19 protein-coding genes are annotated in these 18,289 nt (G+C 32.1%); 16 read left to right on the top strand and 3 right to left on the bottom strand.

Going from position 1 to position 18,289, the window contains the following annotated elements; genetic code table 11:
- Nucleotides 1–78 precede the first annotated feature (78 nt).
- From H6578_10885 to H6578_10845, 9 genes are all read left to right on the top strand, one after another.
- Nucleotides 79–1,749 carry a leucine-rich repeat domain-containing protein gene (locus H6578_10885; protein ID MCB9227657.1) on the top strand — a complete coding sequence of 557 codons (1,671 nt, stop codon included), beginning with the start codon at nucleotides 79–81 and terminating at the stop codon, nucleotides 1,747–1,749.
- Nucleotides 1,750–1,968: 219 nt separating this feature from the next.
- On the top strand, nucleotides 1,969–2,367 hold the full coding sequence (locus H6578_10880; GenBank protein MCB9227656.1) for a hypothetical protein: 399 nt from the start codon (nucleotides 1,969–1,971) through the stop codon (nucleotides 2,365–2,367).
- Nucleotides 2,360–3,094, top strand: coding sequence for a hypothetical protein (locus tag H6578_10875; GenBank protein MCB9227655.1), 735 nt, complete (start codon nucleotides 2,360–2,362; stop codon nucleotides 3,092–3,094). Before H6578_10880 ends, H6578_10875 begins: the two co-directional genes overlap by 8 nt.
- A 154-nt stretch (nucleotides 3,095–3,248) precedes the next feature.
- Nucleotides 3,249–3,794 carry a hypothetical protein gene (locus H6578_10870; GenBank protein ID MCB9227654.1) on the top strand — a complete coding sequence of 182 codons (546 nt, stop codon included), beginning with the start codon at nucleotides 3,249–3,251 and terminating at the stop codon, nucleotides 3,792–3,794.
- Nucleotides 3,795–3,955: 161 nt separating this feature from the next.
- Nucleotides 3,956–4,165 carry a hypothetical protein gene (locus tag H6578_10865; protein MCB9227653.1) on the top strand — a complete coding sequence of 70 codons (210 nt, stop codon included), beginning with the start codon at nucleotides 3,956–3,958 and terminating at the stop codon, nucleotides 4,163–4,165.
- A gap of 132 nt (nucleotides 4,166–4,297) precedes the next feature.
- Nucleotides 4,298–4,747 (top strand): T9SS type A sorting domain-containing protein, encoded by a 450-nt coding sequence (locus tag H6578_10860; GenBank protein ID MCB9227652.1) that lies wholly within the window; start codon nucleotides 4,298–4,300, stop codon nucleotides 4,745–4,747.
- A gap of 4 nt (nucleotides 4,748–4,751) precedes the next feature.
- On the top strand, nucleotides 4,752–5,756 hold the full coding sequence (locus H6578_10855; protein MCB9227651.1) for a YXWGXW repeat-containing protein: 1,005 nt from the start codon (nucleotides 4,752–4,754) through the stop codon (nucleotides 5,754–5,756).
- Nucleotides 5,757–6,023: 267 nt separating this feature from the next.
- Complete coding sequence (locus tag H6578_10850) at nucleotides 6,024–7,259, top strand: hypothetical protein (protein MCB9227650.1); 1,236 nt, start codon at nucleotides 6,024–6,026, stop codon at nucleotides 7,257–7,259.
- A gap of 254 nt (nucleotides 7,260–7,513) precedes the next feature.
- Complete coding sequence (locus H6578_10845; protein ID MCB9227649.1) at nucleotides 7,514–7,879, top strand: glyoxalase; 366 nt, start codon at nucleotides 7,514–7,516, stop codon at nucleotides 7,877–7,879.
- A gap of 865 nt (nucleotides 7,880–8,744) precedes the next feature.
- Here H6578_10845 and H6578_10840 read toward each other — a convergent pair.
- A complete protein-coding gene (locus H6578_10840) occupies nucleotides 8,745–9,716 on the bottom strand; it encodes a M23 family metallopeptidase (protein MCB9227648.1) in 972 nt (323 codons plus the stop codon).
- Nucleotides 9,717–9,814: 98 nt separating this feature from the next.
- On the opposite strand from H6578_10840, the gene alaS reads away from it, so the two are divergent.
- Nucleotides 9,815–12,436, top strand: a complete 2,622-nt coding sequence (gene alaS / locus H6578_10835; GenBank protein ID MCB9227647.1) for an alanine--tRNA ligase — start codon at nucleotides 9,815–9,817, stop codon at nucleotides 12,434–12,436.
- 10 nt (nucleotides 12,437–12,446) lie between these two features.
- Complete coding sequence (locus tag H6578_10830) at nucleotides 12,447–13,025, top strand: pentapeptide repeat-containing protein (protein ID MCB9227646.1); 579 nt, start codon at nucleotides 12,447–12,449, stop codon at nucleotides 13,023–13,025.
- Nucleotides 13,026–13,029: 4 nt separating this feature from the next.
- Here the strand turns inward: H6578_10830 and H6578_10825 are convergent, their stop codons facing one another.
- Nucleotides 13,030–13,416 carry a YccF domain-containing protein gene (locus H6578_10825; protein MCB9227645.1) on the bottom strand — a complete coding sequence of 129 codons (387 nt, stop codon included), beginning with the start codon at nucleotides 13,414–13,416 and terminating at the stop codon, nucleotides 13,030–13,032.
- Nucleotides 13,417–13,499: 83 nt separating this feature from the next.
- Here H6578_10825 and fahA point away from each other — a divergent pair, with 83 nt between their 5' ends.
- The 4 genes from fahA to H6578_10805 are packed head-to-tail and all read left to right on the top strand — an operon-like array spanning nucleotide 13,500 to nucleotide 17,160.
- Nucleotides 13,500–14,750 (top strand): fumarylacetoacetase, encoded by a 1,251-nt coding sequence (fahA, locus tag H6578_10820; GenBank protein MCB9227644.1) that lies wholly within the window; start codon nucleotides 13,500–13,502, stop codon nucleotides 14,748–14,750.
- Complete coding sequence (locus H6578_10815) at nucleotides 14,750–15,289, top strand: metal-dependent hydrolase (GenBank protein ID MCB9227643.1); 540 nt, start codon at nucleotides 14,750–14,752, stop codon at nucleotides 15,287–15,289. The genes fahA and H6578_10815 overlap by 1 nt, the downstream gene beginning before the upstream one ends.
- Nucleotides 15,276–16,121 carry a flavin reductase family protein gene (locus H6578_10810; GenBank protein MCB9227642.1) on the top strand — a complete coding sequence of 282 codons (846 nt, stop codon included), beginning with the start codon at nucleotides 15,276–15,278 and terminating at the stop codon, nucleotides 16,119–16,121. Before H6578_10815 ends, H6578_10810 begins: the two co-directional genes overlap by 14 nt.
- A gap of 22 nt (nucleotides 16,122–16,143) precedes the next feature.
- Entirely contained in the window at nucleotides 16,144–17,160 is a 1,017-nt protein-coding gene (locus H6578_10805; protein MCB9227641.1) for a nitronate monooxygenase, read from the top strand.
- A gap of 28 nt (nucleotides 17,161–17,188) precedes the next feature.
- Here the strand turns inward: H6578_10805 and H6578_10800 are convergent, their stop codons facing one another.
- Entirely contained in the window at nucleotides 17,189–17,572 is a 384-nt protein-coding gene (locus H6578_10800) for an SRPBCC domain-containing protein (protein MCB9227640.1), read from the bottom strand.
- Between the two features lie 140 nt (nucleotides 17,573–17,712).
- Between H6578_10800 and H6578_10795 the strand changes: the two genes are divergently transcribed.
- Nucleotides 17,713–18,276, top strand: a complete 564-nt coding sequence (locus H6578_10795; protein MCB9227639.1) for a DUF308 domain-containing protein — start codon at nucleotides 17,713–17,715, stop codon at nucleotides 18,274–18,276.
- Nucleotides 18,277–18,289: the final 13 nt, after the last annotated feature.

Here is an 18,289-nt window from a genome sequence, read left to right as displayed (position 1 = left end):
TGTTAAAAACATTCTGCTTAAAAAATATTCCTCAATAAAAAATAGTTTATTTTTGTTGATGTTAAACAAATTAACTTAATGAAATATTTATTATCAATAGTAACGCTATTAGTTTTTAGTAGCACTTTTGCCCAAAAAGAAATAGAAAATTACGACAATGTAGATAGACTTTTTGACTCACTTTATGCCGTAGGTTTAAAAAAATATAAACTTGAACAAGATTCTATAAAACTCTACGACTTGTTTGAAACTTTAAACGAAAAAATTAGCAACAAAAACCAAGACAAAACTTTGAGCATTAAAAACAGTAGTTTAAAAACGCTACCTAAGCATATAAACCAGCTAAATGCTATTGAAAACATAGAGTTTAATATGTGCAAACAGTTGGATGCTGAAAATATTATTACACAATTAGAAGCATTGCCCAATTTAAAATCAGTGGCTTTTATTAATTGCGATTTATTTAGCCTGCCCGAAAATATTAGTAAACTAAAAGGACTTGAAATACTTAATTTAAAAGGCAATAAAATAGTACGGCTACCGGAAACACTAAAAGCATTGCAAAAACTGCACACTTTAGATGTTTCTAACGATGCTATACTTAATGAAGAATTTTTGTTTCCGTTAATTAAACAAATGCCTCAGCTTAAAATACTAAAAGCCAACTATTGCAATATAAGAACTATGGGTTCTGATTTAAAACTGCAAACTTTAGAACTAAACGGCAATTTATTGGAAAATATTGGCAGTAATTTAAGTATTGAAAATTTTGGAATTAACTCTAATCCTTACTTAAATATTGAAAATATAGGTGCAGCTTTAGCTAATGTAAAAGGCTTAAAAAACTTAGATTTAAGTTTTAACAAATGGACTACATTACCTTTAGGAATAGGAAAAATTAGTGGATTAACACGTCTAAATTTAAGAGGCAACCAACTAACGGCTCTACCCGAAGAAATAGGAAATTTACAACAACTAAAAGTGCTAATAGTTGATAATGAGCAACAATATATGTACACCAATGCTCTAACTACGCTTCCCAGTAGTTTTAGTAAACTAAGCAATTTAGACAGCCTTTATTTAAGAGGAAATAAAATAACTACTTTACCCGGTAGTTTTAATAAATTAAGTAATCTTACTTATTTAGATTTAAGCTGGAATAAGTTGGAAAAATTTCCTAAAGAAGTTTTAAACATGACTAAGCTACAGTACTTAAATTTGGCTATTAATCATGTGGTAAATATACCTGAAGATATAAGCAATTTAAAATCATTGAAATACTTAAATCTTGATGGCGATTTCTTTGTGAATTATAAGCTTAAAATTAAAACGCTTCCTCAAAGTATAGGGCAACTTACGCAACTTGAAGAACTATCTATTAACGATAATGTGGTAGAAATACTGCCTGAAAGTATATCCAACTGCAAGAAGCTAAGTGTTTTGCAAATAGAGGATAATTTATTGGCTACTTTACCTACTGAAATAGGTCAGCTTACAGTTTTAAAAGAACTTCACTTAAAAGCCAATGAAATAAAATCGTTACCTACTTCATTTTCTAAGCTAAATAAATTAGAACAGTTAGATTTATCTTTTAATTACAATTTACAAAGTGATGCCACCGCTTCTATCTTAGGGAAATTAAAAAATTTAAAGGACTTAAACATAAGCGATTGTTATTTTACTGAAAATGCCGTAATTGAACTACAAAAAGCACTACCAAATACTACAATTATTACTAAAAAGGAATAGCTATTTTGAATAAACCATTGGTATATGACTAAAAAAACCATAATAGAAAACATACCTAATTTATTAAGTTTTTTTTAGCCAATAAACTTGGAAATAAGAAATAAATAATATATCTTGCACTCCGTACATAAGAAATATATCAACAAGTTTCTTGTTGATATACAATTGTTAGCGGTCATGCTATGAGATGACACCGACATATAAACGAAAACAATATTCATGAGAATTGAATTTGACATACCAGACGAAAAAGTATCTGACTTAAATCCTAACGGAAGGTCTGAACTAACTCGACATTGTAAACAATGGACAGAAGACATTATTGATGAAGCCTCAAGAATTGAGGCAAGTAGAAATGATGGAACAAATACTGAAATTACGGCAGCTATAATTAGTGAAGCCGCGACATACTCAAAACGTTTTCCTATTAAAACAAAGAAAAAGTGGTGGGTTAAATTAATTCAAATTATAGCATTTATTTCTTCTTTGGTTGCTGGTAGTCTTTTAGACGTTGAGAAATTCAAAGAAACAAGTCATGTAATTTGGTTCATTGTAACATTATTTGTTGCAGTCGCTACTACTGTTTATTTAACTTTCAATTCGGAACAAAATGGCTAAGAACGATTTATATAATGATAAACTGACACCGTCAGCACAAGAAGCTTTAAATGACACAATGCAGGAACTGCATGAGTTATTAATAAAAAAGGCAACTTCCATTGCGCAAAAAGGTCAAACTGCTGACAAAGAAATATCTCTACGTGATATTTTAGAAGCCAAAGACAGTTTATTTAAAGCTAAAATAGAAAAAGAAAAAGCGGACTATAAACGCAAACGACTGATGACCATGTTTTCATTAACGGGTGCTTTGTATTCACTTGTTGGAATAGTTGTTTATATGTATCAAAATCAAGACTTCGCTCATGAAAAAAACCTTGGATTAGTGATTGCGTTTTCGGGTATTGTTGTAATTTTCATTGGGTTTGCATATACGCAACTCCTCTCAAGAAGGTATGAAGAAAAACAATTAGAACGAGAGCCTGAATTTAGAAATTATGAGAGTGATTTTGACATTATTAAGCGTTGGCAAATAATTGAAAAACTCGGAAGCAATTTAATGAGACAGAAAGGTTATTCTTCTAACGAATCAAAATCTATAAATGACATTTTGAAATTTCTCTCAATGGAACTAAAAAGTGATAGATTGTATATTGAAATGAGAGAACTTTTAGCAGTTCGAAATAAGATTTTACATGAAGGTTATGAATTAAGCAGACATGAAAAACAATCTTATTTAGAAAAAGCAGACAAAATAATTGAGTTGCTCGAAACATTAGAAAAATAAAGCACGAACCGCTAACAGCAGTTTGGCAAAATGGCGGGTTCAGTGGTAAATTAAATATTCGGATTTCTAATAAACATTTGTGCAAATTGGAACATTTGTGCTTCTAAATCCACCACTTCGCCAAGCTGCAAAACGTTATGTGTAATTAATAAAAATGGGAACAGTTAGCATAAGTTTAGTTCCGAGAATATCGGAATTCAAGAACAAAGAAGAAATAGCTAATAAGACAATTGATTGGCTAATAGAAATTGATGCGATAAAACCAAGTAAATCAAATTGTGTTCTTGGACTTGATGACTTTGGATATGCAATTTCAGATGGAGCAAAAAAAATTGTAACTGAACCAGATTATTTGCCATTTGATCTTTCTGCCAATGGATTGGAAGTAGAATTTGAAAGACAAATATTTACTGCTATGGAAAATGGTATTGACGAATTGTTATGCCCAGATTGTAATAAAAATATTGCAGAAGAAGATTGGGATTTCTTTAACGAATGGGCTTCAAAAGAGAGCAATAATCTCACTTGTCCAAAATGTGAGCACTCGAATGAAATACATAGTTACAGATTCGATCCAGTTTGGGGATTTAGTGACTTAGGCTTTGTTTTTTGGAATTGGGTTGAATTCAAAAAAGAGTTTCTTGATGAATTTGAGAATAGAATTGGATGTAAAATTGATATGGTTTATGCTCACTTATAAAATAAAAAAAACACATAACACTGTATACGAAATCATAGCACCCTTTGGGATGCTACGCTTCATATACCAAACGTCAGACTGTGCAATAACCTACACACCGTATTGTGGACAAGTTTACAAGAAAAATATAGCTTGGGTTATAAGTATATTATCTTTAAGGTATGCAATACCGACAAAAACAAGACAGATTTCAGTTGGAGGTTACCTGCTTAGACCAAATGGTAGCACCCGATAGCTTTGCCCGAGTAGTAGATGCCTTTGTAGATACGCTTGATGTTAAAGCACTCGGCTTTACCAACCATACGCTTAATACAGAAGGAAACATTCCCAAAGCCTCACACAACAAAATCCACTCCTCACATTTCCGCTAAAAAACACCTCAATTTTCAAAAATATATTTTATATTTACATTTGAAAAGCCCGAGTTTTGTGGGTTAATGCACAAACTCCCGTTGTGCGTCAGCTAAACAAAGAGAAATTTTGAAAACATTTAAAATAACATTATGAAAAAAACCATTTTACTCACTTTAAGTCTTGGACTAAGTTATGCTTATTGCCAAGACCTTTATTCCATTAATAATGGAGCAGTTTCATCTAACAACCTAATTTATACCGTTGGAGAAATTTTTGTTTTGCCAGTTTCTGACCCAAATGAAGCAAGTTCTGGGACTATTGGAGCAGTTTCAAGAATTGAATTTTTTGTAACTGGATTAAACGAATTGACCATTTTAGAAAATGTAACTGCCTATCCTAATCCTACATCAAATTCTGTTTTTATTGAAACAGAAAACGAAAAGTTTAATGCAATTTCTATTTACGACCTTAGTGGAAGATTAGTAGAAAATAAAAATGTAATAAATAATCAAGTAGATTTATCATCCTTGCAAACAGGAACGTATCTAATTCAAACCAACAATCAAAAAATTCAATCATTTAAAATCATTAAAAAATAAAACCATGAAAAACATATTTACTTTTCTATTCACACTTTTGACAATTGTATGTTTTGCACAAGTGCCACAAGGTGTAAGCTATCAAGCAGTAGCATTTAATTCTGGAGGAACACCTGTAGCTAATGGCACAGTTGGTGTTAAAGTTAGTGTGTTAGACAACTCAGCAACGGGAACAGTTGTTTATTCTGAAACACATACTAAAACAACCAATGCACAAGGCTTGTTTAATTTAAACATTGGACAAGGAACTCCAATATCTGGAACATTTTCAGGCATTGATTGGGGAACAAATTCTAAATTTTTAAAAGTAGAAGTTGACCCAACAGGTGGAACATCTTACACTAATGTGGGTGTGAATCAATTGATGAGTGTGCCTTATGCTTTGTTTGCGGAAGAGACGGCAAACTCTTCAAATAATACTCTTGGAACTAGTCAGTTTAAAGATAGTAGATTTGCTCTAATTGATGACAACAAGATTTATGTTTTTGAAAATGGCACTTGGTATCTTCAAAACACAACAAGTTTCCCAAGTTCAAGCGATGTAATAGGTTCTAATGGGAATTTTGTTTTAATTGATGATAATAAAATTTATGCTTTTGAAAATGGTACTTGGTATCTTCAAAATACAACAAGTTTTCCAAGTTCAAGTGATGTAATAGGTTCTAATGGAAATTTTGTTTTAATTGATGATAATAAGATTTATGCTTTTGAAAATGGCACCTGGCATCTTCAAAATACAACAAGTTTTCCAAGTTCAAGTGATGTAAAAGGATCTAATGGTAAATTTGTTTTAATTGATGATAATAAGATTTACGCTTTTGAAAATGGCATCTGGTATCTTCAAAACACAACAAGTTTCCCAAGTTCTGGTAATGTAATAAGTTCTAACGGTAAATTTGTTTTAATGGATGATAACAAGATTTATGTTTTTGAAAATGGTAGTTGGCATCTTCAAAACACAACAAGTTTTCCTACCAGTTCAGATATAATAATATCAAATATTGATTAACCTATTAAAGCCGAACGCACAACAAAAAATAAACGCAATAGCGGGTAAGTACCAGCTTGTCTGCTTTGAGTTTTTAATAAAAAGTGTAGTACCTTGCAAATTAAAAGAAATGAAGCCGCTACTAGCGTTTATTCAAGACGTTGTAGGCAAGTAAAACAGACGCGAATGAATATAAAACGCTATCTTTTTTTGATACTAATTGTTTTGGTTAATCTAAAACTATTCGGACAGGACAGTCTTTATACAAAAAGTGAAGTAATTTCTGACTTGAAGTACCTAAAAAATCAGTTAGAGCAAAATCACCCCAATTTATATACCTACAGTTCTAAAACAACAGTTGACAATTGGTTTGAAAACAAATACGAAAATCTTCCCAATACTATAAATCAAGCAGAAGCATTTAAAATAATCACTTCTTTTTCAAGTGTTCTAAAAGATGGTCATTCTTACATTTATCCAAGTGCCAAGCATTTAGAAGATTTTTTCAATTCTGCACCCCTTTTTCCTTTAGATGTTTTTTTGACAAACGACAGCCTAGTTGTTGTCAGGAATTTTAGTAATGAACAAAATATTTCAATTGGTTCTACCTTGACAAAAATCAATGGAATGCAAGTTTCCGATATTCTTGATTTAATCGTTCAACATACTTGCAGAGATGGTAATAATTTACAGTATCCCAAGAATTTAACGTACCAATTTTTCCCTGCATATTACAGTTACTATTTTGGGTTTAAAAACCATTATGTTATTGAGTTTATAGATGAAAATAACAAACTGAATACTGTTGAAATTACAGGACTACCTAGAAGTGAAATAAAATCTAAAAGAGATAAGACAGTAGAAAAAGGAATAGATTTTAAAATTTTAGAAAATGGATATTCTGCTGTAATCACAATTAAATCTTTTGACAAAAAAATACTTAAAAACGATTACAATCAAAACTTTAAGAAGGAGATTAAAACCATTTTTAGAACCATTGAAGAAAATCATATAAAAAATTTAGCAATTGATTTAAGAGACAATCAAGGCGGAGAATTGAGTAACGGAATTTACCTGTTACAATATTTTATGGATTCTTCTTTTCAGTGCGTTAATAGTTATTACAAAGTCAAAAACGGACGAAATAAGAAGTTTAATGCAGGTTGGTCAAAGTTTTTTAAACCGAATAAAGATGCTTTTGCAGGCAAAGTTTATGTATTTACCAATGGCGGAAGTTTTTCTTGTTCAGCCATTTTTGCCAATACTGTAAAAGAAACTAAAAGAGGAAAAATAGTAGGCGAGATGACAGGCGGGAGTGCTTATGTAAATTCAGGAGGACCAAACGAAGTTGTAATATTACCCAATACAAAAATCTCTTTTACTATACCCAAAACACAATATAATCTACGAAAGGATTTGAGCAATATTGGTTTGGGTGTAATGCCAGACGTGAAAATCACAGAAAACCCAAATAAAATTTTAAACGGACAAGACGATTGTATTGAATACTTTGAACAAGAATAGCAGAATACCTGCCTACAACAACTAAGTTTTCGTTGCGTCCGAAGGACGAACAATGAAAACGCAGGTTGAACGGAACTACATTAATGTTCTCTTCTATTAATATTAAGCCACCACACAACAAAATCCACTCCTCACATTTTGCTTAAAAAACGGCTTAATTTTCAAAAATATATTTTATATTTACATTTGAAAAGCCCGAGTTTTGTGGGTTAATGCACAAACTCCCGTTGTAAGCAATTTATAAACAATACAAAATGAATTTAATAGGCAATTCAATAAGGACTTTTATTGGCTCTAAAAACTATAATATTTCTAGAAATTTTTATTTGGATTTAGGTTTTAAAGAATTAGTTACATCTGAAAAAATGTCCTACTTCTATTTAGGCAGATTTGGGTTCTATTTACAAGATTATTACGTAAAGGATTGGGTTGAAAATTCAATGATTTTTCTCGAAGTTGATAATTTAGAAAGCACTCTAAATAGTATACAGAGTTTAAATTTGACTGAGAAGTATGAAAATGTACGATTATCCGAAATAGCTCATAATGAATGGGGAAACGAGTTTTTCCTTCACGACCCTAGTGGAATATTATGGCATATCGGAATTTTTAAAATATAATATAATTAAAAAAACTGCTTACAACAACTAAGTTTTCGTTGCGTCCGAAGGACGAACAATGAGAACGCAGGTTGAACGGAACCGGCTTTCTATGGGTTTATTGATATTGAGATTTATTTATTTTTAGTGTGTAATACTTCTTGTTGTATTAGTTTGCGTTGTTATCTGTATTGTTTTCACTTTTTTTTCTATGTTTTGTTTGTGTATAGGCATAGATTCCTCTACAAATGTATGGTATTAAAAGAAAATTTCTGACTGTTTTATATTAAAATATTCTATGATTATCCGTAAAGACACCTAAAGTATTTTACATTAACTTTTCTTTAGTAGAAAAGTTACAAAACTTGCCTGACGGCAGTCAGGGAATCGCACTAAGTTTTCAGCAACCCATTATAACCTCAACTCCTAAAAATCAAAAACTCATCACTCCGTTCTTCAAACAGTTTAATTTTTTACGGGTTTTCGGTTAATGGGTACCCCACTTGCAAACTTAAGGTGCACCTTTACCTGACCTTAATCAAAAATACGTTAAGAAATGATGTAAAACAGACATCCACAATGAATGAAATTATAAAACAACAAACAGACAAATTAGTATGCTCCTACAAGTAGAACCACTATGAGAAAACTAAAATTGAGTATACATTAATTTGTCCTCGTCTGTTTTATAGCATTTTAGTATTTTTGATTACAGTCTTGATTTTTTGTTACTTTTGTATCAAGACAAAAGTAAAAGACTAAAAACTGTAATTCAAATTACTTAAACGTCCCCAGATGCTATCTTAAAGCATAAATTATTGGCATAATAACGGATAGTCATTAATATTCTGTACTTAATTAATCATTAAACACTAACAATTAACCATTAATCCAAAGAGCCTCCGCCATTTTCAGACATTTGTATCATTTCTTGATATTGCTCATCGTCTAAATCTTTATAGTAGAATAAAACGGGATTTAATTTTTCGCCATTTTTATGTACTTCATAGTGTAAATGTGGTCCTACAGATTTTCCTGTATTGCCCACATAACCAATAATTTGTCCTCGCTGCACTGTTTCTCCCATTTTTACATTAAAAGCACTCATGTGAGCATATAAAGTTTGGTAGCCATAGCCATGTTCTATAATAATTCTATTGCCATAACCTCCTGAATTATACCCTACATCCACAACTTTTCCCTTTGCCGTAGCATAAATTTCTGTTCCCACGGGTGCAGAAAAATCCATGCCTGCATGAAACTTATTTACACCATAAACAGGGTCTATACGCCACCCATATCCCGATGCCATTCTTTTTAAATCATAATTAGCTACAGGCTGTATAGCCGGCAAAGATTGCAACATATCTTCTTTCTTAGTAACTAATTTAGCTAAATCATCATAAGATTCAGATTGCCAATACATTTTTCTTTTTAAAGCATCTAATTTCTTGTTTACATCTATCATTAAATCGCCCGTAGTAAACCTTTTAAGCTCTTTATATCTTTCTGAGCCTCCCACTCCTGAGTTCCACAATGATTGAGAAATAGGCTCCGACTCAAAAATTACTCTGTAAGTATTTCTATCTCTTTCTTGCAAGGACTCTAAAACCTTTGAAAGCTCATCTACTGAACCGCTTAAATATTGCAATTGATCTTTTTGAACTCTATTTTCTTGCTCTAACATTTTTTCCCTTGGAGAAGAGAATAATGCACCGCCCAGCAAGCTCAATAAAAAAGCTGTAACCAATACAGAAACCAAAATAACTACGCCTCTGAATAACTTTACAGAAAAAGTAGTTTTAACTTTTTCGTACTGTAGTGTTTTTAAATTATAATAGTACTTTTCTTTTTTCACGTGCTATTAAAAATGTAATTTTGTGCTTTATTTTTCTTTACAGGAAGTGAAGATACTAAAAAATACGCACTTAAGTATATAATTAAAGTTAATTAAAAATGAAATCGGCTAAAGAGATAAGAAAAAACTTTTTGGATTTTTTTGAAAAGAAAGGACATAAAATAGTGCCATCTGCCCCTATTGTGGTAAAAGACGACCCTACTTTAATGTTTAATAATGCGGGTATGAACCAGTTTAAAGATTATTTTTTGGGCAATAAAAAAATAGTAAATTCTCGTGTAGCGGACACACAAAAATGCTTAAGAGTAAGTGGAAAACACAACGATTTAGAAGAAGTAGGTGTAGATACCTATCATCATACTATGTTTGAAATGTTGGGCAATTGGAGCTTTGGCGATTATTTTAAAAAAGAAGCTATAAATTGGAGTTGGGAGTTGCTGACCAATGTTTATGGAATAGATAAAACCAGATTGTACGTAACCGTTTTTGAAGGCGATAAAGGCGATAATTTAAGTTTTGATAAAGAAGCTTTTGATATTTGGAAAACTTTAGTAAACGAAAAACATATACTTAAAGGCAATAAAAAAGATAATTTTTGGGAAATGGGCGATGTGGGTCCTTGTGGGCCATGTACCGAAATTCATTATGACGGCAGAAATGATGAAGAAAGAAAAAAAGTGGATGGAGCTACTTTAGTAAATGCCGATGACCCTCAAGTGATAGAAATATGGAACAACGTATTTATAGAGTTTGAAAGAAAAGCCGATGGCAGCTTAGTAAAACTATCAAAACAGCATGTAGATACCGGCATGGGCTTTGAAAGATTAGTGCGTGTTTTACAAAACAAAACCAGCAATTATGATACGGATATTTTCATGCCGTTAATAGAAAAACTTGAAGAAATTTCAGGTAAAACTTATGGCAAAAATGAGCAGACAGACATAGCTTTTAGAGTAATAGCAGACCATATAAGAGCCATTTCTTTTACTATAGCCGATGGACAACTGCCTGCCAGCAACGGAGCAGGGTATGTAATACGCAGAATATTGCGTAGAGCTGTACGCTACGGCTACACTTATTTAGGTTTTAACAAAGCTTTTTTAGCTCAATTATTGCCCGTTTTAGTAGCACAGTTTAAAGATGTTTTTCCCGAAATAAAACTGCAAGAAAAATTTATAGAAAAAGTTATTACCGAAGAAGAAAACAGTTTTTTTAAAACATTATCTACAGGGCTAAAATTAATAGACGATATAGAAAAAGAGCTACATAAAAAAGGTAAAACAATTATAGACGGCACTAAAGCTTTTGAACTATACGACACCTACGGTTTCCCTTTAGATTTAACCGAATTAGTGGCTAAAGAAAAAGGATTGTCTGTTGATATTAAAGGTTTTGAAAAAGCTATGCAAGAGCAAAAAAATCGTTCAAGAAATGCCGAGCAAAGCGAGCAAAGCGATTGGACTGTTTTAGCAGAAAGCGACCTTACTAATTTTGAAGGATACACCACTTTAGAATGTCCTGTAAAAATAACTAAATACCGAAAAGTAGAGAAAAAAGGCAAAACACAGTATCATTTAGTTTTTGATAAAACGCCTTTTTATGCCGAAAGTGGTGGACAAGTGGGCGATACGGGCTATATAGAAAACAATGGAGAAAAAACATACGTAATTGATACTCAAAAAGAAAATCAACTGTTTATACATATAGTAAATGAATTGCCCAAAAATATAAATGCCACTTTTAATGCCTCTGTAAATAAAGAAAAAAGGAATAAAACAGCTATGAACCATAGTGCTACGCATTTATTGCACAAAGCTTTAAGAGATACTTTAGGCACTCATGTAGAGCAAAGAGGTTCACTGGTAAATGATGAATATTTGCGTTTTGATTTCTCGCATTTTCAAAAAGTAACGGATGAAGAATTAAACAAAATAGAAGAACTGGTTAACCAAGAAATAGAAAAATCTATCCCACTACAAAGCTATGCCGATACGCCAATAGAAAAAGCGAAAGAAATGGGTGCTATGGCTTTGTTTGGCGAAAAATATGGAGATAAAGTTAGAGTAGTAAAATTTGGTAATTCTATAGAATTATGTGGTGGCACGCATGTAGAAAACACAGGTAATATAAAGTATTTTAAAATAATAAATGAAAATTCTATAGCTGCTGGTATTAGAAGAATAGAAGCTTTGACGGGCAATAAAGTAATAGCCTACTACAAAGAGCAAGAAGATGCACTTAACCAAATAAAAACTTTGCTTAATAATCCGCCAAAAACTGTAGATGCCGTAGTAAAACTTCAAGAAGAAAACGAGCAACTAAAAAAACAGTTAGAAGCACTACAACTACAACAACAAGGCAATATTAAAGAAGAGCTTTTGAAAAAAGTAAGTACAGAAAACGGCTTAAATATTATTGCCGAAAAAATAGATGCACCCAATGCCGATAGCATTAAAAACTTAGCATTTCAGTTGAAAAATGAAGTTGAAAATCTATTTTTAGTATTAGGTAGTATTATTAATGACAAACCTTTGCTTACGGTTATGATAAGCGATAACATAGTAAAAGAACGCAACTTAAATGCCGGAACAATAATTAGAGAAATAGCAAAAGAAATACAAGGCGGTGGCGGTGGGCAGCCTTTTTACGCTACTGCGGGAGGTAAAAAAGTAGAAGGAATAGACAGTGCTATCGCTAAAGCAAAAAGCTTTACTTTATAATTATTGCTCAATGACAGAAAAATACATACAAGATAAAACATTTAGCAATATTGATTTTACTACAAATGAATTAGAAGCAAAAGAATATGACGGCTGTACTTTCAATAATTGCGATTTTTCATCTTACAACTTATCCAACTATAAATTTATAGATTGTCATTTTATTGAGTGCAATTTATCTATGTGCAAAATCAATAATACTGCTTTCAGGAATATTCAATTTAAAAATTGCAAAATGTTGGGATTATTATTTGATAGTTGCAATAAATTTGGACTTGAATTTTCTTTTGAAAATTGCCAACTCAACCACTCGTCTTTTTATGACACTAAAATAAGTAAAACCAAATTTATTAATTGCTCACTTATAGAAGTTGATTTTACAAAAGCAGATTTAACCGAAGCAACTTTTGAAAACTGCAACTTAGAATTAGCCGTTTTTGATGCTACAATTCTTAAAAAAGCTAATTTAAGCACAGCTTATAATTTTGATATAGATGCCGATAAAAATCAAATTAGAAAAGCAAAATTTTCTATTAACAACCTTGCCGGACTACTTAGAAAATATGATATAGTTATAGAACAGCCTTAGGTTATTAATTTACCTCTACAATATCTCTCCCAAAGGGAGTAAGAGCCAAACTCATTAACTTAAAATGTTGTTTAGCAAACGGAATACCTATAATGGTAATACCCAACAAAATACCCCAAAACAAATGGGATAAAACCAAAGGTATTGCCCCTACAAAAAACCAAATAATATTCAAAAAAGTATATACACATCCTTCTGGAGATGTTCTACTTTCCCTTTTCACGGTTTTGTGTCCAAAAGGTAGCAATACATAAAAAGCCAACTTAAAACACTGCAAGCCAAACGGGATACCAATAATAGTAATACACAAAGCACAACCTGCCATTATGTATTCAATAGCCGTAAAAAAACCGCCAAAAATCATCCAAATAATATTGCCTAATGCATTCATGTTGATTAAATTTAATGATAAAGTTAGTGGTTTAATCCGATTATTTATAAGTTTGCACTATAAACATAAAAGTTAGATAAGCTATGTCGGAAAGTTTAAAAAAATCTTGGGTAGAAAATTCAGAAAATACTGATTTTACATTACAAAATTTGCCTTTTGGTATATTTTCTACAAGCAAAAAAACACCAAGAGTTGGTGTAGCCATAGGAGATAAAATAGTAGATTTAGTAGAGTTAAATAACAATAACTTTATACAAATTGAAGAATCATTAGTAAATAACAGTACTTTAAATGATTTTATGGCAGAAGGCAGACCTTTTGCCCGAAAAATTAGAGATAGAATTGCCGTATTATTAGATGAAAACAATGATGAATTAAAAGATTCTACACACAGAGGAAGTATTATGGTAAGCATGAGCCAAGCTACGATGCACATGCCTGTAGCGGTGGGAGATTATACCGATTTTTACAGCAGTTTAGACCATGCCACTAATGTAGGTTGCTTATTTAGAGACCCAAATAATGCTTTACTGCCCAACTGGAAACATATACCTGTTGGCTATCATGGCAGGTCAAGTTCTATAGTAGTTTCGCCTGCCGAAATACACCGACCAAAAGGGCAAATGAAGCCGGCAGACGCAGACGCTCCTGTTTATGGTCCTTCAAAATTGTTTGATTTTGAATTAGAAATGGCATTTATTACTTGCAAGAAAACTAAGTTAGGCGAGTCTATTCCCGTAAATGAAGCCGAAAATGCAATATGGGGAATGGTTATTTTTAACGATTTAAGTGCCAGAGATATTCAAGGATGGGAATACGTGCCATTAGGGCCATTTTTAGGCAAAAACTTTGGTTCTGTTATTTCTCCGTGGGTAGTAACTATGGACGCCTTAGAACCATTTAGAACTAAAGGCTACACCCAAGAACCTAAGGTACTACCCTATTTGCAATATGAAAAAGATGCCAATTTTGACATTAATTTAGAAGTAATAATTAAAACAGAAAATGGCGATGAAAACTTAATTTGTACTTCTAACTACAAATATATGTATTGGAATATGAACCAACAATTGGCTCATCAAACCGTAAACGGTTGCAATATAAATGTAGGCGATATGTATGCCTCAGGCACTATAAGTGGACCCGAAAAAAATGAATATGGTTCTATGTTAGAGTTAACATGGAAAGGCACTAAACCCATTAAACTAAAAGACGGCACAGAACGCAAGTTTATGCAAGACGGAGATGTTTGTATAATGCGTGCTTATAGCGAAAAAAATGGTGTAAGAGTAGGTTTTGGAGAAAGTGTAGTTAAAATATTGCCGGCTAACTAATGGCATCGGCTTTTGGTCATGCTTTAGCAGCTTTAAGTTTTAGAAATTTAATAGACATTAAATATAAACTACCTTTAAAAATAGTTTTATTAGGTGTAGTTTACAGCATTCTTCCCGATGCAGATGTAATAACTTTTAAATTTGGCATACCTTATGAAAGTGTATGGGGACACAGAGGTATAAGTCATTCCTTGCTTTTTAGTTTGGTTTTAGCTCTTATTACTGCTTTATTTTTGAGCAAAAACAAAATAGAAAGAATTATCTTCTTTGTATTCTTATTCATATCCACATTATCGCATACCATTTTAGATGCCATGACTACAGGCGGTAAGGGTGTAGCCTTTTTTGCTCCTTTTGATAATACCCGATATTTTTTGCCTTGGAGAGTAATAAAAGTTTCGCCCATTGGTATTAAAAACTTTCTTAGCCAATGGGGATTAAAAGTTATTCAAAGTGAACTTATTTGGATAGGAATTCCTTTTATAATTACCTTAATTTTATATTTCATTTTAAAAAAGAAAAACAATGCTGTCATTTAATCCTTACGATTTAGCTATACCTAAAAGACATCAATTTTTAACGGGTGGCATAGGGCCACGACCAATATGCTGGGCAAGTACCGTAGATGAAAATGGAAAGCCTAATTTAGCACCCTACAGTTTTTTTAATGTTTTTGGAGCTAATCCGCCTACGGTAATTTTTTCAAGCAATAGAAGAGGTAGAGATAACACCACAAAAGATACGCTACACAATATAGAGCATACTAAAGAGGTGGTTATCAATATAGTGCCGTATAGTTTAGTGCATCAAATGAATATTTGTAGTACAGACTACCCTACTAATATAAATGAGTTTACAAAAGCGGGTGTTACGCCAATAGACTCTGTAATTGTAAAAGCCAAAAGAGTAAAAGAAAGTCCTATTCAGTTTGAGTGTAAAGTGAAAGAAATAATATATACAGGAAAAGAAGGAGGAGCCGCTAATTTATTTATTTGCGAAGTAGTGCACATGCATATTGCTGAAAATATTTTAGGAGAAGACGGCATGATAGATCCACAAAAATTAGATTTAGTAGGCAGAATGGGTAAAAACTATTATGTGCGTGCCAGTGGAGATGCAGTTTTTGAAATCAACAATCCATTTGAAAAAATAAATTTAGGTTTTGACGGTTTGCCTAAACACATAGTGGAAAGTACTTTCCTTACAGGAAACGAAATAGCACAAATGGCAATGGAAACGGAACTGCCTACAAAAGAAGAAATTTTAAAGAATAAAGAATTATTTTTAACTGACGAAACAGCTAAATTTTCAATAGCGAAACAGCTAATTAAAGAAAATAAAGTTAGAGAAGCCTTAAGTATTTTATTATAAAATTTATTTTATGAATAACACAATAAAAACACCACTTACAGAACTACTTAATATTAAGTACCCTATTATTCTTGCTCCCATGTTTTTGGTAAGCAATGAAGAAATGAGTATAGAAGCCATTAAAGCTGGTATTGCTCCGTGTATTCCGGCACTTAACTGGCGTACTATTGAGCAAATGCGTGAAGGCATTGAAAAAATTAGAAATGCGGCAGATGGTTCCATTGGTATTAACTTAATAGTAAATCAATCTAACATTCACTACAAAAAACAGTTAGATGCGTGCATAGATTTAAAAGTAGATTTCATTATAACTTCCTTAGGTTCTCCGGAAGAAGTGATAGCTAAATGCAAACCTGCCGGCATTAAAGTATTTTGCGATGTAGTAGATGTAAAATATGCCAAAAAGGTAGAAGATTTAGGTGCAGATGCTTTAATAGCTGTTAATAAAGAAGCCGGAGGGCATTGTGGGCCTATGTTGAGCAGCGAATTAATTCCTTTATTAAAGAAAAACTGCTCTATTCCTGTAATTTCTGCCGGAGGTGTGGGCGATGGTGTCGGTATTTGGAAACGTATTAATGAAGATGGTGCTGTGGGCGTAAGCATGGGCAGTATTTTTATAGCCACTCCGGAAGCTCCCGTTTCGCAGGAGTATAAACAAGCTTGTGTAGATTATGGTGCAGATGACATTGTACTTACAACTAAAATATCGGGTTCTCATTTAACAGTTATCAATACGCCCTATGTACAAAAAGTAGGAACAACCCAAAACTGGTTTGAAAAACTACTAAGCAAAAACAAAAAACTAAAAAAGTATGTTAAAATGCTTACTTTTTATAAAGGAATGAAAGCCATAGAAAAAGCTGCTTTTAGTTCTACTTACAATTCAGTTTGGTGTGCCGGGCCTTCTATAGAATATGTAAAAAGCATACGCCCCGTTAAAGATATTGTAACATCTTTAGTTAAAGAGTACAATGAAGTAAACACTAACGAAGAAAAAAAGACGGCAGCTATGGCAAATAGTGTGGTTAGAAGAAAATAACATGCCCAATAGTATGACCTGTTGGATTTTACTCTCCTTCGTAAAAATCTTGTAAATCTGCCATATAGATGTTTTCAATACCATCTACTATATTTTCATAAAATTCTTCTGGGATATTGGTTTGCCTAAACTCTAAAGATGTACCTTTTTTATGTTCATGGAGTTTCATAGTAACAATAGAAGGTTCTTCTTGCTCGCCAAAATACCACTCTTGCTCTATTAATTTGTTGGGTTCAAATGCAATGTTTTGACCTACCACACTATCGTCATACAAATTAAACTCCTCTCCTACGGTTTCTGTCATTATAGCTTCAAAACCCGTCCATAGCTTTATAATTTGGGGATTAACCAAAGCTCTATATACTATTTCGGGTTGCTCTTTTACAATAAAATAATTTTTATAATCCTTCATTCACTTAAAATGTTGGGTAAAGATATTAACTTTTACCGTTTAAGAGTATGGTTTAAACTTTTTGAGTTGACATAGAGAACACTAATAGCAGTAACTTTGTATCATAAAACAAATTAATTAACCCACAAAAAATTAAAATCATGGAAAATAACTTTCTAAAAAGAATTCAAAATTCAATTAAACACTGGTACTTATTATTAATACTTGGGCTTGTATTTATTGCCACAGGTATTTGGACTTTAGCTTCTCCGCTTGAATCGTATGAAGCTCTATCTATAGTTTTTACTATTTCCTTTATTATTTCGGGAATTTTAGAAATAGCTTTTGCTTTAAGCAATAGAAATGAATACGACCATTGGGGCTGGAACTTGGTATTTGGAATACTAAGTTTAGTAGTTGGTATTATGCTGATTAACAATCCTTTAGTGTCAATGATTACTTTACCGCTTTATGTTGGTTTTTTAATTATGTTCCGTTCATTTGGTGCTATAGGTTTTTCATTAGACTTAAAAAACTACCGTGTAATGGAATGGGGTACATTAATGGCATTAGGCATTTTAGGATTACTTTTCTCTATAATGCTACTTTGGAATCCAATTTTTGCAGGCATTACTATTGTTGTTTGGACAGGTCTTGCATTTATAGCTTCGGGTGTATTTAACATCTATATTTCTCTTAAACTTAAAAAGCTAAAAAGAGATTAAATATTAAAGTAAG

This window comes from Chitinophagales bacterium (assembly GCA_020635995.1).
In the GTDB taxonomy this organism is placed as follows: domain Bacteria; phylum Bacteroidota; class Bacteroidia; order Chitinophagales; family UBA8649; genus JAFMKE01.
Note: the sequence above shows the minus strand (reverse complement) of the source record. Positions and strands in the feature narration are given on the sequence as shown.